The 20,903-nt window shown below is 51.7% G+C and carries 18 protein-coding genes; 5 read left to right on the top strand and 13 right to left on the bottom strand.

The genetic code is table 11. The annotated features are described in order from the left end of the window. Window position 1 precedes the first annotated feature (1 nt). The 8 genes from AACH41_RS03490 to AACH41_RS03455 all read right to left on the bottom strand — a co-directional run bounded on the left by AACH41_RS03490 (window position 2) and on the right by AACH41_RS03455 (window position 10,446). On the bottom strand, window positions 2-1,066 hold the full coding sequence (locus AACH41_RS03490; RefSeq protein ID WP_338656764.1) for a glycosyltransferase: 1,065 nt from the start codon (window positions 1,064-1,066) through the stop codon (window positions 2-4). Further along, complete coding sequence (locus AACH41_RS03485) at window positions 1,059-2,177, bottom strand: glycosyltransferase family 9 protein (protein WP_338656762.1); 1,119 nt, start codon at window positions 2,175-2,177, stop codon at window positions 1,059-1,061. Before AACH41_RS03485 ends, AACH41_RS03490 begins: the two co-directional genes overlap by 8 nt. After that, complete coding sequence (locus AACH41_RS03480; RefSeq protein WP_313987290.1) at window positions 2,161-3,447, bottom strand: O-antigen ligase family protein; 1,287 nt, start codon at window positions 3,445-3,447, stop codon at window positions 2,161-2,163. Before AACH41_RS03480 ends, AACH41_RS03485 begins: the two co-directional genes overlap by 17 nt. Further along, entirely contained in the window at window positions 3,444-4,571 is a 1,128-nt protein-coding gene (locus tag AACH41_RS03475; protein WP_338656758.1) for a glycosyltransferase family 4 protein, read from the bottom strand. The genes AACH41_RS03480 and AACH41_RS03475 overlap by 4 nt, the downstream gene beginning before the upstream one ends. A 16-nt stretch (window positions 4,572-4,587) precedes the next feature. Next, entirely contained in the window at window positions 4,588-5,553 is a 966-nt protein-coding gene (locus AACH41_RS03470; RefSeq protein ID WP_275356784.1) for a mitochondrial fission ELM1 family protein, read from the bottom strand. 116 nt (window positions 5,554-5,669) lie between these two features. Continuing rightward, the gene (locus tag AACH41_RS03465; protein ID WP_338656757.1) at window positions 5,670-6,440 is read right to left on the bottom strand and encodes a DUF4197 domain-containing protein; all 771 of its coding nucleotides are present in this window, start codon (window positions 6,438-6,440) and stop codon (window positions 5,670-5,672) included. A gap of 99 nt (window positions 6,441-6,539) precedes the next feature. After that, on the bottom strand, window positions 6,540-9,041 hold the full coding sequence (locus AACH41_RS03460; RefSeq protein ID WP_338656756.1) for a glycogen/starch/alpha-glucan phosphorylase: 2,502 nt from the start codon (window positions 9,039-9,041) through the stop codon (window positions 6,540-6,542). A 157-nt stretch (window positions 9,042-9,198) separates the two neighbouring features. Then, a complete protein-coding gene (locus AACH41_RS03455; protein ID WP_338656755.1) occupies window positions 9,199-10,446 on the bottom strand; it encodes an outer membrane protein transport protein in 1,248 nt (415 codons plus the stop codon). Window positions 10,447-10,732: 286 nt separating this feature from the next. On the opposite strand from AACH41_RS03455, the gene AACH41_RS03450 reads away from it, so the two are divergent. Next, window positions 10,733-11,731, top strand: a complete 999-nt coding sequence (locus tag AACH41_RS03450) for a DUF5677 domain-containing protein (protein WP_338656754.1) — start codon at window positions 10,733-10,735, stop codon at window positions 11,729-11,731. A 62-nt stretch (window positions 11,732-11,793) separates the two neighbouring features. Here AACH41_RS03450 and htpG read toward each other — a convergent pair whose 3' ends face one another. Further along, the gene (htpG, locus tag AACH41_RS03445) at window positions 11,794-13,689 is read right to left on the bottom strand and encodes a molecular chaperone HtpG (RefSeq protein ID WP_275356777.1); all 1,896 of its coding nucleotides are present in this window, start codon (window positions 13,687-13,689) and stop codon (window positions 11,794-11,796) included. Window positions 13,690-13,957: 268 nt separating this feature from the next. Here htpG and AACH41_RS03440 point away from each other — a divergent pair, with 268 nt between their 5' ends. From AACH41_RS03440 to ppx, 3 genes are all read left to right on the top strand, one after another. After that, the gene (locus tag AACH41_RS03440) at window positions 13,958-14,590 is read left to right on the top strand and encodes a diguanylate cyclase (protein ID WP_275356776.1); all 633 of its coding nucleotides are present in this window, start codon (window positions 13,958-13,960) and stop codon (window positions 14,588-14,590) included. A gap of 364 nt (window positions 14,591-14,954) precedes the next feature. After that, on the top strand, window positions 14,955-15,230 hold the full coding sequence (locus AACH41_RS03435) for a hypothetical protein (RefSeq protein ID WP_228518934.1): 276 nt from the start codon (window positions 14,955-14,957) through the stop codon (window positions 15,228-15,230). An 18-nt stretch (window positions 15,231-15,248) separates the two neighbouring features. Then, the gene (gene ppx, locus AACH41_RS03430; RefSeq protein WP_194749505.1) at window positions 15,249-16,727 is read left to right on the top strand and encodes an exopolyphosphatase; all 1,479 of its coding nucleotides are present in this window, start codon (window positions 15,249-15,251) and stop codon (window positions 16,725-16,727) included. A gap of 37 nt (window positions 16,728-16,764) precedes the next feature. On the opposite strand, the gene AACH41_RS03425 is transcribed toward ppx, so the two are convergent. Beyond that, window positions 16,765-17,010, bottom strand: coding sequence for a hypothetical protein (locus AACH41_RS03425; protein ID WP_338656752.1), 246 nt, complete (start codon window positions 17,008-17,010; stop codon window positions 16,765-16,767). 48 nt (window positions 17,011-17,058) lie between these two features. After that, window positions 17,059-17,679, bottom strand: a complete 621-nt coding sequence (locus AACH41_RS03420) for a ParA family protein (RefSeq protein ID WP_194749503.1) — start codon at window positions 17,677-17,679, stop codon at window positions 17,059-17,061. Between the two features lie 143 nt (window positions 17,680-17,822). On the opposite strand from AACH41_RS03420, the gene AACH41_RS03415 reads away from it, so the two are divergent. Further along, on the top strand, window positions 17,823-18,308 hold the full coding sequence (locus AACH41_RS03415) for a hypothetical protein (RefSeq protein WP_338656749.1): 486 nt from the start codon (window positions 17,823-17,825) through the stop codon (window positions 18,306-18,308). 46 nt (window positions 18,309-18,354) lie between these two features. Here AACH41_RS03415 and AACH41_RS03410 read toward each other — a convergent pair whose 3' ends face one another. Next, the gene (locus tag AACH41_RS03410; protein WP_194749501.1) at window positions 18,355-18,819 is read right to left on the bottom strand and encodes a histidine phosphatase family protein; all 465 of its coding nucleotides are present in this window, start codon (window positions 18,817-18,819) and stop codon (window positions 18,355-18,357) included. 9 nt (window positions 18,820-18,828) lie between these two features. Further along, a complete protein-coding gene (ppk1, locus tag AACH41_RS03405; RefSeq protein WP_338656746.1) occupies window positions 18,829-20,868 on the bottom strand; it encodes a polyphosphate kinase 1 in 2,040 nt (679 codons plus the stop codon). Between the last annotated feature and the right edge of the window lie 35 nt (window positions 20,869-20,903).

Here is a 20,903-nt window from a genome sequence, read left to right as displayed (position 1 = left end):
CTTACCTGCACTCAAAGGACAAGCCGAGTCTGACCAGCGCCTCTTTGAGTTGCTGTTCTAACTGCGCAGGCGAAAAGTACTGCGTATATAAAGTACGTGCTGCCAATTTTTTGTCCTGCTGGCTATTCACGCATTGCATGACCGCATCGGCCAGGGCGGCAGGATTGGCTGCCTCGATCTGCCATAAACCGCTCAATGGTCCGTTGGGCATCGCCGCCGGATAAGCGTCACTGTTGCGCGTAATGACGGGACGGCCACAGGCTAGGCCCTGAAACACTTTATTAGGAATGACCTGCGCGGCCTTTTGCGAGCCGCCAAACACGCCCAGCACGATATCCGCTTTGGCGATCCGGCCTGGCAAATTGGGATAGGCCAAACTGTCTTCAAAATGCACATTAGCCAAGCCCGCCGCTTGCTGCCGTGCCGCCGCCTTGGTCGGGCCATCGCCCAACAACACCCAACGCAGATGCGGTTGAGCCGCCGTCAGTCTGGCGGCTTCAATCACCGTTTCTACCCCATGTAGCGCAATAAAGCTGCCATAAAACAAGACTTCTGTGCTCAGGGGTCGGGGCTTAACCAGCGACACCGGCGAAAACAGTGGCTGCTCCGCGCCTACATAGACCACCGCGGTTTTTTCTGCTGACAAGCCAAAACGTTCAATAAACATCTGCTGTTGCAGCGCCGTATCCAGCAACACCATATCCGCCAACTGCAAGCACTTTGTCTCGGTGCTGAGCAAGCGCTGTGCTTGCGGGCTCTGCTCAGCAAACTTGTTCCGTTCATACACCTGCTTTTGCCAGGCACTGATCAAGGGGTCAAATACGAGCGGCACACCGCGTCTGCGCGCCCAGCGGCTGGCGGCTTCAACATCTCTGTGCCTGAAACAGGGCACCCACACCAGGTCGGGCGTAGGCAGGCCTTTTAACTGCGCTTCAACACCCCCCCAGCCACTCAGATGTGGCCTGAAGTCGATGAGCTGGCAGCCCAAGGCCTGCAGCAATTGCCGACTGATACGGTTGCGGGAATAATTGAGGTCTGAACGCCCCCACCAAATCACCTTAGGCATGATGGCGCTTCACTTCTGGCAAATAAGGGAATACCTGCGCGGGCGTCAACTGTCGCATGCAGGAGTGATGGCTGCATTGCTTGGTATAGCAGTTTTTACAAGGCAAATCGAGTTGCAAGGCGACAACTTGCGCGCCTACCGGTTTGACCCGCAGTGGATTGGTCGGCCCACAAAGCACCACCATGGGCGTAGGGGTGGTTGCCGCCAAATGTGCAGTTCCGGTATCGTTAGCAACAATATATTGCGCCCGCGCACAAATAGCGGGCACGGCCAGCAAGCTGGTTTGCCCGCATAAATTCACCACCTGCGCAGGATGACGGCTGGCAATCTGCTGACACGTCTCGGCCTCATCTTGCCCGCCCAGCAATACCACACGCTCCCCACGCGCAATACAATGTGCCACCAGCGCAGCATAGTGCTCGGCGCCCCAGCGCTTGGTCGCCATCCCGGCGTGGCTACCACATAAAAATACCGCAAAAGGCTGAGACGTCAGCCCATGCTGGCTTAACAACTGCTGGGCAGCCGTTTGCGCCGCTGGATTCACGGCCAATGTTGGCCCATTGGTTAGGGCGGGGATGCCTGCTGTGATTAAGGTCTGCTGCAAGATTTGAAAACTATGCGCTTGCGACAATGCATGAATTTGACGTACCGTGTAAGGAAAGCGCGCATGATTGCCCAACAGCCACCTGGGCGCGCGACCACTCAATCGCAACAGGCTCAGTAACAGCCGGCTTTTATCATTGGTTTGCAAATCAATGATCAAGTCATACTGCATGGCTGCCACTTCAGCCAGCCACTGCCGGTAAATACGCCAACGCCCTGATTTTTGCTGCAGATTCAAGCACCAGATGCGCTCAAATCGAGGATCATCTGCAAACAGGGACTGCCAGGCTGGTAAGGTATTTAAATGCAAGACAGCCTGTGGAAACGCCTGGTGAATATCTTCGATGGCGGCTGTGCTCATGACAATATCGCCCATACCGCCCCACTTGATGATCAAGATGCGTTTGATCTCCTGACGGGCGGGCAAATCGCAGACCACAGTCTGATCGAGTGAATCCGACAGACAGTCAGCATCCAGATAACTCTTTAGCCTAGCTTGCTTGTGCATCCTGATCCCTTTGCAGACTTGCAATCATGAGGCAGACCAATAGCATGAGCACTGGAAACCACCAAGGCACCAGCATGGGTTGCGTGGTGTTGAGTGGAAAATAAATCACCATCAGTGGTAAGGCATAAGGCCAGGCTTGCTGTTGTAGCGGACGCGCCGCTTGCCTGAACCAGGCCACACATAACCCCATAATCGCGATCAGGCCGATGCCACCCACCAGGCCGGTTTCGGCCAGCCACTCAACATAAATATTATGCGTATGGGTAGGGTGAGCCACAAAAGGGTCATCACTGCGCGTGGCATACTCGGCATAAACACGCTTGAAGTGATTGCTGCCGACACCGGTAAGCGGGTGCGCCTGCCACATGTGTAGCCCGGTTTCCCACAAATTGAGGCGGTAGCTTAACGCATGATTCACGCGGTCAAACGTCGACTGCTGCGTATCCGCAATCGCCTGCGTATGCTGCAGTTTATATTTGGCCAGTTGCGGGCTCAACGCACCAGCCAATGCCACAGCCAGCAAGGGCATACAAAGTACCGCGGCCCACACTTTCCAGCTTGCCCGCTGCTGCCACAAGGCCAGTAACAACATCAGCAAAAATATATACAAGTATCCTCTGGCACCAGAGAGCGTCACCACCACGCCAACGCCTAGCACCAGTCCCCACGCCAACCAGGGACGCTGGGGCAACCAGTGATAAAACAGCAGCGGCAACATAGGTAACATCAGAATCCCTTGGTGCAAGTCATGAAACATGCCGGTAATGCGGCCTTCCGGTGTTTTGGCAATACCAAGCAGATCGACGCCGAAAAGATATTGAATACTGCTATCCAGCATCCACAACAGCATGATGCCCGTCACCCATTGCGCAAACAGCTGGCGATAGCGGGTCACCTGGAATGTCAGCAATAATGGGAGCGCTGCAAAATACAGCAGGCTAAACCAGGCTATCGCCGCCAAACTGGCTTGGGGATGTTCAGCCTGCAAGCACGACAGCCACATCGGCAACCATAGCAGCAAGAAGACTGCACTCCAGCGACGCACTACAGACTGCCTGAATATTGCCACTCCCGACCTAAAGCATAAAAACACGCCTACCATGGCCAGCAAAGCGGTGGGCAATCGGGCCCCGCCAGAAAACGGACTCCAGGCGATCATCATCACCGCCAGCAAGGTACAAGCCCAAGCCAAGCCCGGCGGCATCCGCACCGCAGTGCTGTCTGCCCATCCTGAAGGCCAGACTTTAAACATTGTACGTGCAAACATCATGTGTTCACATCCAAAGGCTGAGACATGACGCGCTGGTAAACGTCCAGCGTTTTCTGTTGCATGTCGGCTAAAGTAAACAGAGTATTCGGGCGCACCGCAGGCCGCTCCTCCAGCCAATTCAGGGTCAGAATCGCCGCTTCAGCAATATTGCCCACTTGCACAGCCCCTTCCGGTAATAAGGCCGCCATTTGCTCCGCCACGCCGCCATGATCATACGCAATCACCGGCACACCCAGACTCAATGCCTCCAGCGTGGTCCGTCCAAACGCCTCAGGTGCTAAAGACAGCGAATAGACGATCTCGGAAATCGCCATGATATTTTTCACGTCTTTGCGATAACCCGTCATCGTCACGCAATCGCTCAGGCCGGCCAGCGCAATCTGATGTTGCAAAGTCGCTGCGAATGCCTGCTTGCCAGTATCGACCTCCCCCACCAGCAAAGCATGAATATCTTTATGTTGACGACAAACCACCCCCACCAGCTCGACAAAATCCTCCGCGCCTTTCCAGCGCGAAATTCTGGCCGGGAGTAATAGCAGGCGTTTGCCCTGGGTCTGCGGATATTGGGCAAACCATTGCTGCTTCCAGTCCGCCTCTGGCTGGTAGCCTGGGAAGTACTGAGTGGTATCCACCCCGCGGTAGATCAGCGTCATTTTATGGTTTTCAAGCTGGTAATGCGTTTGCGCATAGGCTTGTATGGTTTTTGAAATCACTATCACTTGCTCGCCTGCGGTCATGACCCGGCTATACCGGCCTGGCCGATAATACCCATGCACGGTCGTCACCAAGCGCGGACGCTCTGCACGTGGCATGGTTTTCCAGGCCCAATAGACCACCCAGGCTGGAAAGCGCGAACGGACATGGACAATATCTACCTGCATGTGCCGCCAAATGCGTTGTAATTTGGGAATCCATAACAAGGTCAGTAATGACTTACGTCCGACCGGACAGGTGAGGTGTGTACTGCCAGCCGCTTCCAGCTCGGCCACCATGCGCCCGCCCGCAGACATCACCAGCGAGCGGTGCCCTTGTGCCACCAGTGCTGCGGCCACCTCGAGGGTGCCGCGCTCCACACCGCCAGATTGCAAGGCGGGCAGCACTTGTAAAACCGTGAGTTTTCGCAAAAGCAGACTTCAACAACTAGATTAATCGTGAGACCAGACGGCTGGATGCAGGACGGTTGAAATGGGCCAGTAACAAGTCGCAGCAACGGCTGGCTTCATTAAATCCCAGCACCGGACGCATAAATTGGCGATACAAGCCATAAGGGTCATAACGCGTGACCAGTTGGCGGTCTATGAGTTTTTCGATGCCGCGACTGACCCGGCTGGCACGTTTGGCGGTCAGATTAATGATGCCGACGGCAACCTGTGCTGTCAGCGCCTCATACACCATGGAAACAGAATCCTCGGTCACCCAAGCCGCAGAAACCGTTGCCAACTTGGCTGGCAACCAGCCTGGCCCGGTGTCTGTGATCGCCACAATTTCGAGATTGGCAAGGCGGACACGCTGCATGGCCGAAATAAAACTGGCCGGCGTACGTCTGGAGGTGGTCAATACGTAATGCTGATCAGGATGCTTGCGTACCAGGTCGTAGACTTGCGCCACCACGCCCAGCTCATCCCATTCAAAATGTTTGCTTGGCCCGCCGACCATGATCAGGACCTGCTCGGTTTGCTGCACTTTGCTGGCAGGCTGGATGTGATTGATCACCCCACGGGTCTCAATAAAGCTGGCAAATCCGCGATATTGGTCGTGCTCGGGGATCAGACACACATCAAACAATTCGGCTGGCAGGCTAGGCTGCATCATGCAAACAGTTTTGCCGCCATACGCACGTTTGGCAGCCAGCATATGGGCATGGGTCGCATGACCGGCGCCGATAATCAGATCCGGTGCAGGCAAGCCCTCGCCTGCCGGCCATTGCCCCAGCAACCACGACAACCAGCCGTGACCCGCGTCCTTGATCTGGAGATCAAAGACCTGTAGCGCTAATCTGGCCTGCAAGGCCTGAACCAGTCCTTGCGACTGATGCTGATGTCCTGGTTTGCCATCCAGCAAACGCCAAACCACGAATGTTTGAGTTGAATGAGTTTCTCTGATCATATGCATCACCTGCGACTAATACGCAGGATAGATGCAGATCATGACGACTTGATTAAGCCAAGATGAACAAATTGTGTCAGCCCGGCCCCGTAACCGCTAGGCCGGACCAAACAGAGTTATTGCGCAACCGCGCCAAAGACCTTTTTCAGCAGATTGCTGGCTTGCCCTACCGGATCCTGACGGATCGCAGCCTCTTCTTTGGCAATCATCAGGTAGACGCCGTCCAGTGCCTTTTGTGTCACATACTGGTTGATATTGGCATCTTCTTTTTTGATCAGGCCAAACTGGCTGCCCATTTCAGCATACTTGTTGTAAGTATCTGCCAGTTTCACGTTAGCCGTGGCTTTTTGCACGATGGGCAAAAACTTGGCCGCCATGTCAGTTGCGGTGGTTTTCTTGAAGTATTGCGTGGCAGCATCTTGCGGACCCGTCAAAATCCCTTTGGCATCAGTCAGAGACATTTGCTTGACCGAATTTAGCAACAAGGCCTTTGCCTCTGGCACGGCTTGTTCTGCGGCACGATTCATTTTCAGCACCAAATCATCGGCCTGACTGCCCATGCCTATCATGCGCATGCCTTTTTCGATTTTCTTTAATGAATCCGGCAGCGGAATTTTGACGTCCTGGTTACCCATAAAGCCATCCGTCGCCCCCAGCATGCTCACCGCCTTGCTGGCGCCCTGACTCAGCGCCAGTTTCAAGCCATCACTGGTTTCCTTTTCGCTGAGCTGGCTCACCGCCCCGCTCTCGCTACGGCCACTGGCAGCACTGTTTACCTCTTTTTCCACCATGTCGCCCAGCGCCTTCAGGTCCAATGCCTGCGCCTGCATCCCGATTGCATTGCTCAGGAGCAGTGCAGTCAATATCACCTTGGCTTTCATTTTCATGCTGTTCGTTCTCTCATCAAGTTGAGCGCAGTGTACCCAGAAAACACAAAGCAAGTCCAGCGGACTTGCTTTGTGTGGGCTTGCGCAAAAGCCGGGCGCTTACGCTTTGAACGGTTTCACATTCCAGATACGTTCGGCATATTCACCGATAGTGCGGTCACTGGAGAATTTGGCCATCCGCGCCACATTCAAAATCGCCATACGGGACCAGGCTTCCTGATCTTGATACAGGGCAGCCACTTTCTCCTGCGCGGTAACATACGCGGCATAATCGGCCAGTAACAAGTATTGATCGCCTTTGTGCAACAGGGTATCAATAATGGCCTGGTAGCGTGATGGCTCCTCTACCGAGAAATAGCCATTGGCGATCATATCAATCACCTGCTTGAGTTCGGCATTGCCGTGGTAATAATCCCACGGGTTGTAGCCGCTGGCTTTCAGCTGCGCCACTTCTGGTGTGGTCAGGCCAAAAATAAAGATATTTTCACTGCCGACCTCTTCCATGATCTCCACATTGGCGCCATCCAGCGTACCTATGGTCAAGGCCCCATTGAGCGCCATTTTCATATTACCGGTGCCACTGGCCTCGGTACCTGCGGTAGAAATTTGCTCGGATAAGTCGGCGCCCGGAAACAGGATTTCTGCCGCACTGACCTCGTAGTTAGGATAAAACACCACTTTTAACTGGTCTTTGACCGCCGGGTCGTTATTGATCATCACCGCCACATCGTTGATCAGGCGGATGATCTGCTTGGCCAACCAGTAGCCAGGCGCCGCCTTGCCTGCAAAAATGATCACCCGTGGCGTGTGATGGCTGGCATGACCGCTACGAATCCGGTTATACAGCGTGATCACATGCAGCACATTGAGCAACTGGCGCTTGTACTCATGAATACGCTTGATTTGCACGTCAAACAAGGCATCTGCGCTGACCGCAATACCCGTCTTCTGCAAAATCTTGTCGGCCAGGCGCTGCTTATTGGCCTTTTTCACTTCGCGGAACGCTTTTCTGAACGCCGCATTGTCCGCAAACGGTTCGATCTGCTTGATCAGGCTCAGGTTTTTCTGAAAGCCGGTGCCAATATGCTTGGTCAGCAATTCTGTCAGCAAAGGGTTGGCCTGGTTCAACCAGCGGCGTGGCGTGATGCCATTGGTCACATTGGTGAACTTGCCAGGATAAATTTTGTTGAAGTCAGCAAACAGCGTGGTTTTCAACAACTCGCTGTGCAGCTCGGCCACGCCGTTCACGGTATGGCTACCAACAATCGCCAGATGCGCCATGCGCACACGGCGGCCGTGGGTTTCGTCAATAATGGACACACGCTGCAACAAGCCGGTATCACCCGGGAAGTGCTGATTCACCATTTGCAAAAACTGGTGATTGATCTCATAAATAATCTCGAGATGACGAGGCAACAATTGTCCGAACATGTCCACCGACCAGGTTTCCAGGGCTTCTGGCATCAAGGTGTGGTTGGTGTAGGCAAACATTTTGGTGACCAGCGTCCACGCACGGTCCCAAGGCAAGTGATAATGATCGACCAATTGATGCATCATTTCGGCCACGGCAATCGCTGGGTGGGTATCATTCAACTGAATGGAGACCTTGTCAGGCAAGGTGTTCCAATCGGAGTTGTAATTGGTAAAGCGATGCAAAATATCCTGTGTAGAAGCAGAAACAAAGAAGTACTGCTGCTTGAGGCGCAACACCTTGCCCGACTCGGAGGTGTCATTTGGATAGAGCACTTGCGAGATGGTTTCGGCACCGTGACGGCCTTCTACCGATTTTTCGTAGTTACCTTCGTTAAACGATTTCAAGTCAAACTCATTGGTAGCCTTGGCAGACCATAAGCGCAGATTATTCACAGTCTGCGTGCCATAGCCAGGCACAGGTACGTCATAAGGCATGGCGACCACCGATTCATGATCGACCCAGTGATGTTCCACGCCACGTTCGGTGTGTACATGCAACACGCGGCCATAAAACTTCACCTCGCAAGTATGCTCGGGGCGCTGAATCTCCCAGATATTCTGATAACGCAACCAGTTATCAGGATTTTCTTTTTGCTGGCCCTTCTCGATGGTTTGCCTAAACATGCCATAGTCGTAACGGATGCCATAGCCGGTAGCCGGAATATCCATGGTCGCCATCGAGTCGACAAAACAGGCAGCCAAGCGTCCCAGGCCGCCATTACCCAACGCCGCATCGGGCTCCATCTCGGCCACGCCTTCCAGCTTTTGGCCAATCTCCTGCAAGCCTCCGCTTAGATCGGGTGCAATGCCCAAATTCAGTGCGGCGTTTGACAGCATGCGGCCAATCAAAAACTCCAGAGATAAATAATAAACGCGCTTGGTATTGGCGTCGCGATAAGCATCACGTGTATTCACCCAGCGGCTCATCAAGTGGTCGCGCACGGTAAAAGCGGCGGTTTGATACCAGTCCCGCGCCGTGGCCCAAGAGTTTGATTTACCAATAGAAAAAGTCAGGTGGTTACGCAACGCCTGGGGGATAGGCAATTGCTCCAGCAAAAACTCTTCAACCGGTTGCGCAGCTTCTACGGGTGTCTTGGATTTAGGTGTTTTTTTCACATTGGCAGTCATGCATCTTCCCCTTGAGTTTGATTCATTGAATTGCTTTCAGTTAGCAAAAGCAAAAAGCAAGCCTACAGCAAGAATGTGTCAGACATAAAAAAAGCCACAAAATTCTCATTGTGGCTTTGAATTATACTGCCGACCCCGGCAGAGAGAAGCACGAAAACTAAAGTTTCCAGGTATAAGCAACGCCTAGTGCATCCTGATACATGCGCACATTGGCGTCCCCTCCACCAAATCCAGCAGGAATCGAGTTTTGACCACGCACCGTATTTTCAAAGGCATGCGTGTAAGCAAACGAGACTTCGGATTGCGGACTCAGCACCCAAGTCGCGCCAATCGACACATGATCTTTCACCACGCCAGGCGCCAGGATATTAAACAGCGTATCGCCGGCTCTAATCGGCTGATCGACATGGTTATAGCCTGCACGTAAAATCAACGCCGGGCTATATTGATACAGCGCACCGATTTTATACACCTTGGCATCCTGCCAGTTAAACCCGGCGCCATTATCGTTACCCAAACCATTGCTCAAGTTAGATAAAGAGGCGTTACCAATCGAATCTACCTCACTGTAATTGATGCGCTGAAAATCCGCCGCCAAGGTCAGCGCCGGCGTCACTTTCACAGCTACCCCCACGCCATAGGTGGAGGGGATATCAAAATCCCCCTGCTCGGCAAACAAGCCCTTGTACTTGTCAAACCGGCTCATGTAAGTACGGCTCTGATAAGTGGCCCCCAGCGTCACGGCATCCGTAATCTCACCCAGCCAGCCAATATGCACGCCCGCCCCATAAGAATCATCATGCCCGTTATTCGTCAGGTTAGCAGCTGAACTACTCTGATTGCTAAAGTTTTGCAGGCCTTTGGCCTCAAACCGCTGATAGGTCAAGTTCAAAGACACGCCCAGCGTGTGATGCTCCTGCACCTTCCAGGTCACAGTCGGCGCCACAAACACCTGCGCCAAATCCACGCCCGTGCGGCGACCATTACTGTTAAACAGCGGAATCCCCTTTTTGTAATCGGTATTCATGCCGCCATTACCGTAAACACTCACGCCCAGCGTCACATCCTCAGAATACTGTGTGTTATAGCCTAACTCTGGAATAAAGAAATTCTGTCTATCATTGCCTTTGTAAGTCCCATTGGCTCCTGGCGCGCCACTGCCTTCAATTTCCGATTCACGCACAGGCCGGAACCAAGTCACGCCAGCATCCACACGACTCCCGACTTTTCCCATGCCCGCAGGGTTAGTTGCAGCTGCCAGCGCATCTTGCGGCAGGGCAATGCCTACGCCACCGACGCCTTGAGAGCGAACACTATAGCCATGCGAAAAATAACCATCGGTCGCCCACGCATTACCAAACGAAAAAACGACCGCTACCGGAATAATCTTTGACCACTGATACATCTCAATCCTTCAAGAACCTTGTTGGATTGCAATATATCAAGCGTTTAAAATTCCAATAAATAATATATAAAAATATATTTATAACTTAAAAACATAAAAGCCCGCGATGCGGGCTTTTATGAAGGAGAGCTTAATTAAGGATACATTGAGTCAATTTGAGCGGGATTGAACGCGTGGGCAACAAGTTGCTCACCCTACTTGGCTCTTGGTTTGCTCCATGATGGTAAGAATGTCTTAAGATTGATAGGTATTGAAACAATTATTTGAGTCAGGAGCAATGCGAATCATGTTTGAAGATCTATTAGAAGAGGTTAAAAAACAACTCAAGGAAAACGACAGCAATCCTGATTATGAAACAATTATTGACGTTACCGCCAACGCGATTATTGAAGATATCCATTCACATGAAAAAGAGAAAGTATCTAAAGTTGTCTCAGAAAATGATGAGTTCATAAAAAGAAATAGAGAAAAGTGGTCTATTGCCTTTCAGAAATTGCATGCACTAAGGGAAACTGCACTTCAAGCTGGAATGAATTTTCAAAAACAATTTTGCAAATACGATCAGTATCAAACTGACGAGTTAATAGGTGTGCTAATGCGTCAGCATGCTAATGCATGCCGTATAAGTTCAGAAATAATTCACCTACTAGAAGGTGGATATCCAGACGGAGCGATTGCTCGTTGGCGCACTTTGTATGAGATAGTTATCGTATGTTTACTCATAAAAAAGTATGGTCGGCCAGCTGCTATAGATTATATCAAGTATGGAATTGTTAAAAACGCTGAAGGCATAAATGAGCATCACAAAACTGCAAATGCAATGGGTTTAGAGACTTTCTCTCAAAAAGAAATAGATTTTGCAAATAAACAAAAACAAGAAATCACGAATGGCGACTCTGGTTGGCATTGGGCTAGAAAATACGCCGGGGCATCTAAAATAGAAAAACTAAGGGAGCATGTAGAATTGGATAAATGGTCACATAACTACAAGTTGGCAAGCCGAAATATACATGCTGATTACTATGAAATGAGCAACTTGTACGGAATGTCTGATGCTGAAAACGACATGCTACTTGTGGGGCAATCAAATTCGGGGCTAACCGAACCCGCGCATTTTATGGCAATTAGTTTAGCTCAAATAACCTCAATCTTTATAACTACTTACATGGAAGATGAATCTCACGAACTGGACTACCAAGACTCACTTCTCTTTTTGAAGGTAATTAATAACTACGTAAAAGAAGTAGGGGAAGCTTTTATTGATGTTCAAAATACAATACGTTAAGAGCTGAATATAAAAAAGCCACCTTACTTAGGTGGCTTTTCAAATACTGGTAAATCAAACAACTACAAAATCAAGCTATTCATACGCTTCACAAAACTAGCCGGATCTTCCAACTGACCACCTTCAGCCAGCAGCGCCTGATCAAACAGCACATGCGCATAATCGGCAAACTTAGCATCATCGCTTTCCGCTTTCAGTTTTTCAACCAAACGGTGGGTCGGGTTAATCTCTAAAATCGGTTTGCTGTCTGGCGCTTTTTGGCCAGCCGCTTTGAGGATACGTGCCAGGTTGCCTGACAAGTCATGCTCACCAGCCACCAAACAAGCGGGGGAATCAGTCAGGCGGTGTGTGACTTTCACTTCTTTCACGCTCTCGCCCAGCGCGGTTTTAATGCGCTCGACCAGATCTTTGGCTTGTTCTTCAACCTGTTTTTGGGCTTCTTTGTCAGCTTCGTCTTCCAGCTTGCCGAGGTCTAAGTCACCCTTGGCAATCGACTGCAGTTTTTTGCCTTCAAACTCGGTCAGGCTACCCAGTAACCATTCATCTACCTTGTCGGACATCAGTAACACTTCAATGCCTTTTTTGCGGAAGATTTCCAGGTGTGGAGAGTTCTTCGCGGCCGCAAAGGTATCGGCCGTGATGTAGTAAATGGCCTCTTGCTCGGGCTTCATGCGCTCAATGTAGGCCTTGAGCGAGACATTTTGCTCCTCTGTATCCGCGTGGGTAGAGGCAAAGCGCAACAGGCTGGCGATCTTGTCTTTGTTGGCAAAGTCTTCGCCGGGGCCTTCTTTAAGCACGCGGCCAAACTGTCCCCAGAACTTGGCGTAGTCTTCGGGTTTATTTTCAGCCAAGTCTTCCAGCAGGCCCAGCACTTTTTTCACTGAGCCGTTTTTAATCGCTTCTACGTCGCGGCTGTCTTGCAGAATCTCGCGCGAGACGTTGAGTGGCAGGTCAGCGGAGTCAATCACGCCACGCACAAAGCGCAGGTATTGTGGCATCAGTTTCTCGGCGTCTTCCATAATAAACACACGTTTCACATACAGTTTGATGCCCTGGCGGCGATCACGGTCGTATAAATCAAACGGCGCTTTGGCTGGCACGTAGAGCAGCGAGATGTATTCTTGCTTGCCTTCTACGCGGCTGTGGGTATAGGCGAGCGGATTTTCAAAGTCGTGCGAAACGTGTTTATAAAACTCGTTGTACTCTTCTTCGCTAATGTCGTTTTTGCTGCGTGCCCACAAGGCAGAAGCTTTGTTAACGGTTTCGTCCTCATCGGTGGGGACCTGTTCGCCGTCTTTCCATTCTGATTTTTTCATCACAATCGGCAGGGTGATGTGGTCAGAGTATTTGCGGACGATGGTTTTCAGTTTCCAGTCGTTTAAAAACTCGTCTTCGCCTTCGCGCAGATGCAAAATCACATCGGTGCCGCGACCGGCTTTTTCAGTCGCTTCAATGGTGAAATCGCCTTCACCGTGCGACTCCCACTTCACGGCTTCACTCTCGCCTGCGCGGCGGGTAATCAGGGTGACTTTATCGGCAATGATAAAACTGGAGTAAAAACCCACACCAAACTGGCCAATCAGGTTGGCGTCTTTGGCTTGGTCGCCAGTGAGGTTCTGAAAGAATTCTTTGGTGCCAGATTTGGCAATGGTACCAATGTTGTTGATCACTTCTTCACGGCGCATGCCGATACCATTATCAGAAATGGTCAGCGTGCGGGCTGCTTTATCAAATGAAACTCGAATATTTAACTCGCTGTCATTTTCATACAAAGCAGCATTTGAGATGGCTTCAAAACGCAACTTGTCAGCCGCGTCAGAAGCGTTTGAAATCAATTCGCGCAACACAATTTCTTTATTGCTATAGAGCGAATGAATCATCAATTGCAGTAATTGTTTGACCTCGGCTTGAAAGCCCATGGTCTGCTTGGATTGCGATTCTGCTGTCGCAGTTGTCATGACAGATCCTCCAAAAAACAGGGTTAAACACAAAATTTAACCCTAGATGGGGAAGCAAAAACCGTTTTTCAAGAGGGGAGATTGTGAAACAGGCGGTGATCTATGACAAACCATCATTTAAAACCATGACTGGCAAGCGTATTGCGGCGTTGAGGCCAATAAACAAGGCGTTGTTCAGCCAATTAAAACCGATTTATTTGCATAGTTTTTGCTAGTTATTTTGTAACGCAGCATTCTTTGTTCTGATGTCAGGTAAGGAGCGTAGTGTATGAATCTATTTCACACGTTAATCGAGCAAATGCAGGTCATGAAACTGCCGCTATATGCAGTCACCTTGACCGCCGTCCCGCGGGCAGATACCCCGGTGTTGCTCATGTTGCATTGGCATGGCTTTCGCAAACAGCCGACGCCCGCCCTCCCCATGCTTAAACCGACGCTGCAGCCAGTGCCTGGCTCGGCCTTGCAAATCAATGACCGCTGGCGGCAACCGGAAGTGGTCGACGAAGCCGTGCTGGACGCGGCCTGGCAACTGGGCGCCTGGGACGTGCAACGTGAAGAGCACCGCGCTTGCACCTGGGTCGGCGCCAGCGAGCAGGAAGCGCTGGCTTGCAAACAGGCGTTTGGTAAATATGATGAAGTGCTGGAAGACGAACTGCTGGTCAGCGATGCCCCAGACCGTGACGAAATGTTGTACCTCGGTGCCAAAGTTGGGTATATCCGCTGGCAATTCCGGCCAGTGAATGGCGGTGTCTGGCAATCCACGGCTGAGGACGACACCTTACTCGAAGATGGACGGCGTATCCCACCCTGCCCGATTCGGCCCCTTGCACTGAAAGGGGGCAAATTGAGCAAAACCGCGTATCGATTGGGGCAGATCAACCGTATCATTTTGTTGAAATAAGCAAAGGCGAGTGCCTTCGCCGCTTGCATGCAAGGTAAAAGTGCTCCCCAGCATGGCAGGCGGTGAGTGTGCATTGCCGCTGGTCGGCCTTAATCAGTGCCGCCCACCCCGTTTATCTAAGTGCTATGGCATGGACGAGGTGGAGTCCAGCAGAAAAAATACAAAAACACCCAGGATCGCGATTAAATTTTTATTCTTTTTAGAATGCGAACCAACGTCATGACCGGGCAGAGCCTTGTATTTGCTCGCCTTTACGAAAGGCGCACGCCAGCGCGCTGGTCATCGCTGATTTTTTCATATTACTTTCACTGGCCTCTGCCAACATAACAATTTATACTGTTTGAACGATGTGTCTGGGGAGGCAATGATGGCAACAATTGAGGTGACTGAGACCAGTCCCAATTCATTTTCTGTCACGGTGCATGGGACACAAACCACCTCACATCAAGTGAATGTCAAGCCAGATTATGCCCAACCATTGCTTGATGCCAGCCAAACGGTGGCAGAACTGGTCAGTGCCTCGTTTCAGTTTTTACTTGACCGGGAATCGAACACCAGCATTTTGAGAAGCTTTGATTTAAGCGTGATTGAACGCTATTTCCCAGAGTACCCACAGGCCATACAACGCTATCTTAAGTAATCACCTCCGTATTAACGCATGCTAAATATTAATCATGACACCCAGCTCGCCGCTGTAGATTTGGGCTCCAACAGTTTTCGTCTCGAGATCGGGCGCGTGGTCGATGGCCAGATTCTGCGCGTGGATTATTTGAAAGAGGCGGTCCGCCAGGGCGGTGACCTGGACGAAGACCGAAATCTGAAACCGCAGGCGTTTGAGCGCGGCCTGAAATGCCTGGCCCGCTTTGGCGAGCGTCTGAAAGATTTCCCGGTAGAACATGTGCGCGCTGTCGCGACCCAAACCCTGCGAGAAGCAACCAATAGCGAAGATTTTATCCGCCAGGCACAAAAAGTCCTGGGCTATCCGATTGAGATTATTTCTGGCGTCGAAGAGGCCAGGCTGATTTATCAGGGCGTCAGCCGCATGTTGCCGCAATCGGACGAAAAGCGTCTGGTGGTGGATATTGGCGGACGCTCTACCGAGTTTATTTTGGGTCAACACTTCCGCGCCACGGTAACGGAATCCTTGCGCTTGGGCTCGGTGGGCTGGTCACAAAAATATTTTGCCGATGGCCAGTTTAGCGAACGTAATTTTGAACGCGCCGAAATTGCCGCCGAGTCGATTATCGACATGATTGCCAACCGCTATGTCGGAAAAGCAGAAGTGGCCTATGGTGCCTCGGGCACGGTGGGCGCGGTCGCCGATGTGTTGGCAGGCGCAGGCTTCGCGGCTGACCGCATTGAACGCGCGCAGCTGGAGTGGCTAAAGCAGACGCTGATCAAAGCCAAATCGCCAGACCGGCTGAACATGGAAGGCCTCAAGGATGACCGGCGTGCAGTGATTGGCGGTGGCCTGGCCGTACTGACCGCAGTATTTGATACCTTGAAAATTGACACGCTGATGGTGGCTAACGGCGCGTTAAGGCATGGCGTACTTTATGACATGCTAAACCCGGAAGATGTCACCGAAGATTTGCGTACTGCGTCGATTGCCAGATTGTGCAAGCAATTTGGTGTCGAAATGGAACATGCCAACAACGTCAGCAAAATGGCGCTGTATTTTTACGACGCCATGCTGGCCTGTGATACGCAGAAGCCACTGCTGCATTGGGCGGCGCTGTGCCATGAAATTGGCTGGGCGATTTCACATACCGATTGCAACAAACACGGCGCCTATATTCTGGATAACACCGAATTGATGGGCTTTGCGCAAAGTGAACTGCATACCATCAGCCTGCTGGTGCTCGGCCATCAAGGCAAGTTACGCAAACTGGATGCAGACTTTGATAATCAGGATTTGGTTTGCCAGCTCATGGCATTGCGTCTGGCCGTAATCTTTTGCCATTCCCGCCGCATGCCCTCGCTCAAGCACCTGCAGCTGGAACGCCATAAACAGCAGTTTATTCTGGCGCTGTCCACGCAATGGGCAAACCAGCATCCACAGACGCATTACCTGCTGGAGGAAGAGTGCCTGCTGTGGCAAAAACTGGGCTGGCAATTAGAGATTCGACACACGTAAAAAAACGGGCGCCAGGCCCGTTTTTTTTGATCAAAACTTACTCTTTTTTCTTTTTCTCTTTCTTCTCGTCTTCTTCCTTGAGCTTGGCCATTTTTTCGCGCCACTCTTGCAATTGCTCGTCTTCAATTTCAAGCTGCAAGGCCAGGGCTTCTTCCTGGCTCAGTTTTTCCTTGATGAAGCGTTTGGGTAATTTACCTCCCATGCGGGACAGAATACGCTCAGCCTCATCGGCAGGTAATTGTTTGACTTTATCCAGATACACTGGATTGACCTTGTCTTTCATAGGACTCCCTTTGATTGTCTACTATCCGGCTGTTTAAACAGACCGGATTTAGCTGTTTTGCAGAATCCAGTCGGTGACCGGATTCCACTGTGCAATGTCGACCTCTTTCAAGGTATTCGACAATTCAAAAATACTGAGGCCTTCTTCGGCGGCAGTGACATAAATCTGCGAAGAACGCAGCATGGACAACACAGAAAAGCCTGACTCATCCATAAAGGTCAACAGACGCTCTGCGGAACGCGTACGCGGCATCACCCGCATGCCAACCAGACCCACAAATGTTTTATGTTTACGGACGGCTTTTTCTTCTGCCAGCAATTGCAAAAAGTCTTGCGTCGCGCCGATATCAAATGCAGAAGGCGCCACGGGAACCAATACCAGGTCGGCTTCAGTCACTGCATCAGAAATTTTTTTGTCCCGCAAACCACCAGGGGAATCGGTAATTACCCAGTCGGCCTTTTGCAGGGCGGACTTGCCGAGATCATCGGCATTGTAAACAGTGGCGACATGTGCGGGCCGACGCGCAAGCCAATCTGTGGTTGATTGCTGCCGGTCTATGTCTTCGAGCACAATCTTATGGCCCAGCTGCGCCAGATAGCCAGCAAGATTCGTGGCTAAAGTGGTTTTACCGCTGCCGCCTTTGGTATTTGCCACCAATACCCTGCGCATGCTTCGCTCCCCGTTTCAAGGTGTTGAATTTTGTCATGAAAACCAGCTGATATCACACCATATCAATATGAAATTTTTATGACAATTGATTTTGAACAAAAACAGTATAAACTGTTTTTACTGAACCCAACCAGGAGAATCTCATGGCCAGCAAACCAAATAACAAACCCTTGATCCAGAACAAACCGGCCACGACGCCAGCGAAACCGGCTGCCACCGCCAAGGCGCCTGTTGCCAATAAAACGGCTGCAAAACCAGTGGCACCCGTAGCAACCAAACCAGCCGCCAAACCAGTGTTAAAAACGGCTGCAGCGCCTAAAAAAGCGAGCGGCACACCAGCGATCAAAGTCGTGAACAAAGTCGCCACGGCACCTGAAAAAGACAAGGCCGACAAGGACAAACCAAAAACCAACAAGGTCAAAATGGAACGTGACAGCTTTACCATGCCCAAAGAAGAGTACGCACAAATCGCGACTTTGAAAAAACGCCTTGAAGCGCTGGATAAACCCGTCAAGAAAAGCGAATTGTTACGCGCAGGCCTGAAACTGCTGTCTGCCATGGATGATGCAGCGTTAAAAGCCACGCTGGCCAGCATTCCAGTGATTAAAACCGGCAGACCAAAGAAATAAGTTGGTTCACACGCGGCGCATGTAGTGGCAATAGGCCACTACGCGCTTACTTGATCAGCTCGGGGCTTTGCACGCTATATAATTTGTAGGGCGGCCCCGATTTGGGCAAGCGCAGCCACCAGACCGCGCCCTTCTTGATGCTGACCTGCCCTTCTGGCAAGCCCAAGGCATGCGCAACCAATTCGCCTATCCAGGGCTGATGACCGACCAGCATCATCGATTCAAACGGGCTTTGCGCCAGGATTTGCAGTAGCGGCTCTAGCGGCCTTTCCGGCGCCAGACGCGTATCTTCCTGCCAGTCCTCTCCCCAGTAATCCACGGTTTCACGCGTACGCACGGCAGGACTCACCAGCACATACGTTTGTTTGGGCAAGTATTTTTTGAGCCAGGCGGACATTTGCTTGGCTTGTTTGTGTCCCTTGGCGGTCAGCGGCCGCTCGAGGTCAGAGGCCCCATGCATGAGCACCTCTGCTTCTGCATGTCGCCATAAAATCAGGTTTTTAACGGGCATCACACACTTTTATAAAGAATGATACTGGCGCAGTAACAGGTGCTGGCAAGACAAGGGCTCGGCAGCATCAGTCCGCGCGGCCTGTTGATATTGCCCATTCTCACTCAATTGCCAGGCATCCAGATTATCTTGCAGGTAAAGCTGTAGACTTTCGCGATAAATGCGTTGCTGCATGGCGGGGTCTTTGATTGGCCAGGCCAATTCTACGCGGCGGATCATGTTGCGGCTCATCCAGTCTGCGCTCGACAACCACATCTGCACCTGACCATCCAGCTCAAAGTAAAACACGCGTGAATGCTCGAGCAGGCGACCGACAATGGATCTGACCCGAATGCGGCCTTTAACCGACGGCGCATCCACCGGCAAGATGCAGGCCCCACGCACAATTAAATCAATCTCAACGCCGGCACTGGCGGCCTTCATGAGTGCATTGACCAGCGGGACATCGGTCAGCGCATTCATTTTAGCAATCACCTTGGCGGGCTTGCCCAGTCTGGCCAGGCGCTGCGCCTTTTCCAGCTGCCGGATCATGCTGTTTTGCAGGGTAAAGGGCGCCACCAGCAGATGACGCATGGTCGGGATCGGCAGCTCGCTGGTCAAGTGACGGAAGACGGCTTCCATTTCCTTGGTCAGATTGGCATCCGCGGTCAACATGCTCCAGTCGGTATACAAACGCGTGGTTTTCGGGTTGTAGTTGCCGGTGGAAAGATGCCCGTAGCGGTGTATCACCTTGCCCTCACGGCGCATAATCAACAGCATCTTGGCGTGTGTTTTGAGGCCGACCACGCCATACACCACCTGCGCGCCCACCGACTCCAATGCTTCTGCCCAGTTGATGTTGGCTTCTTCGTCAAAACGCGCCTTGAGTTCAACCACCACCAGCACTTCCTTGCCACGGCGCACTGCCTCTTGCAGCAAGCGCAACATGCGTGGATCCGCCCCAGTCCGGTAAATGGTCATGCGAATGGCCAGTACATGCTCATCCTTGACCGCTTCTTCCAGTAGCTGGATCACCACTTCGAAACTCTCGTAAGGCTGGTGGATCAGCAAATCTTTTTCGCGCATTTGCGTCAGCAGCGAAACATTTTTTTTGATGTGCTGCGGCCAGTGCGGCTGGAATGGCACAAACTTGAGATGATCTCCTTTGGCCATGTCTGGCAGCTGAATCAGGCGGCCCAGATTCACCGGACCATTCACGCGGTATAACGCCAGTGGCGGCAGGTTAAATTGCTTGAGTAAAAACTCGGCCAGCGTGTCGTCGCATTCTTGTGTCACCTCAAGTCGCACCGCTTCACCATACTGCCGATGCGCCAGCTCTTCACGTAACGCTGTGCGCAAGTTGATCACATCATCTTCATCCACCTCAAGGTCACTGTTGCGGGTGACGCGGAACTGGGAAAAATGCAGGATGCTGGCGCCTTGGAATAAAACCTCCAGATTGGCGCGGATGATGCTAGTTAGTGAGACGAAGCACTGTTCTCCTTTGCTAATAGACGGTGGCAATTGCACCAGGCGCGGAACCACACGCGGCGCACGTACGATGGCGATTTTCTCTTCACCATCGACGGCAATGCGCACAATAAAGTTGAGCGATTTATTAGCCACTTGCGGAAAAGGATGCGAAGGGTCCAGCGACACTGGCATCAAGAACGGCAACACTTCACGCTTGAAGTAATTAGACACCCAGGTGGTTTGCTCTGGGGTCCTGACCCCACCCGAGACCAGATGTACGTGCTCTTTTGCCAGCGCCGGCATCAGCGCATCGTTAAACAGCTGGTATTGCTGGGCCACCAGCGCATGCGCCATGGTCGCTACTTGCTCGCAGGTCGACGCAGTCACCGGGCCACTGGTCACGCCTTGCTGATATGCCTCCATCTGCAAAGGCATGCGGACTTCGAAAAACTCGTCAAGGTTATTGGTGACGATACACAAAAAGCGTAAACGCTCCAGCAAGGGATAGTCCTCTCGCTGAGCCAGAGACAACACTCTAGCATTAAAACTGAGGATACTTTGGTCTCTGTCTAGCAGGGCGGGCGTGTTATTTTTCATGGCGGATATTGTATCGGCTGCAATGCTTTCAATTG

It is taken from the genome of Methylophilus sp. DW102, assembly GCF_037076555.1.
Classification (GTDB): domain Bacteria; phylum Pseudomonadota; class Gammaproteobacteria; order Burkholderiales; family Methylophilaceae; genus Methylophilus; species Methylophilus glucosoxydans.
The sequence above is the reverse complement of the archived record's forward strand: the minus strand, read 5'-3'. Positions and strand labels throughout refer to the sequence as shown.

Excerpts from the sequence above, each read along its gene's own strand:
- AACH41_RS03490 (WP_338656764.1), bottom strand. The coding sequence starts at position 1,066 with ATGCCTAAGGTGATTTGGTGGGGGCGTTCAGACCTCAATTATTCCCGC.
- AACH41_RS03485 (WP_338656762.1), bottom strand. The coding sequence starts at position 2,177 with ATGCACAAGCAAGCTAGGCTAAAGAGTTATCTGGATGCTGACTGTCTG.
- AACH41_RS03480 (WP_313987290.1), bottom strand. The coding sequence starts at position 3,447 with ATGATGTTTGCACGTACAATGTTTAAAGTCTGGCCTTCAGGATGGGCA.
- AACH41_RS03470 (WP_275356784.1), bottom strand. The coding sequence starts at position 5,553 with ATGATCAGAGAAACTCATTCAACTCAAACATTCGTGGTTTGGCGTTTG.
- AACH41_RS03465 (WP_338656757.1), bottom strand. The coding sequence starts at position 6,440 with ATGAAAATGAAAGCCAAGGTGATATTGACTGCACTGCTCCTGAGCAAT.
- AACH41_RS03460 (WP_338656756.1), bottom strand. The coding sequence starts at position 9,041 with ATGACTGCCAATGTGAAAAAAACACCTAAATCCAAGACACCCGTAGAA.
- AACH41_RS03455 (WP_338656755.1), bottom strand. The coding sequence starts at position 10,446 with ATGTATCAGTGGTCAAAGATTATTCCGGTAGCGGTCGTTTTTTCGTTT.
- AACH41_RS03450 (WP_338656754.1), top strand. The coding sequence starts at position 10,733 with ATGTTTGAAGATCTATTAGAAGAGGTTAAAAAACAACTCAAGGAAAAC.
- htpG (WP_275356777.1), bottom strand. The coding sequence starts at position 13,689 with ATGACAACTGCGACAGCAGAATCGCAATCCAAGCAGACCATGGGCTTT.
- AACH41_RS03440 (WP_275356776.1), top strand. The coding sequence starts at position 13,958 with ATGAATCTATTTCACACGTTAATCGAGCAAATGCAGGTCATGAAACTG.
- AACH41_RS03435 (WP_228518934.1), top strand. The coding sequence starts at position 14,955 with ATGATGGCAACAATTGAGGTGACTGAGACCAGTCCCAATTCATTTTCT.
- ppx (WP_194749505.1), top strand. The coding sequence starts at position 15,249 with ATGCTAAATATTAATCATGACACCCAGCTCGCCGCTGTAGATTTGGGC.
- AACH41_RS03425 (WP_338656752.1), bottom strand. The coding sequence starts at position 17,010 with ATGAAAGACAAGGTCAATCCAGTGTATCTGGATAAAGTCAAACAATTA.
- AACH41_RS03420 (WP_194749503.1), bottom strand. The coding sequence starts at position 17,679 with ATGCGCAGGGTATTGGTGGCAAATACCAAAGGCGGCAGCGGTAAAACC.
- AACH41_RS03415 (WP_338656749.1), top strand. The coding sequence starts at position 17,823 with ATGGCCAGCAAACCAAATAACAAACCCTTGATCCAGAACAAACCGGCC.
- AACH41_RS03410 (WP_194749501.1), bottom strand. The coding sequence starts at position 18,819 with ATGCCCGTTAAAAACCTGATTTTATGGCGACATGCAGAAGCAGAGGTG.
- ppk1 (WP_338656746.1), bottom strand. The coding sequence starts at position 20,868 with ATGAAAAATAACACGCCCGCCCTGCTAGACAGAGACCAAAGTATCCTC.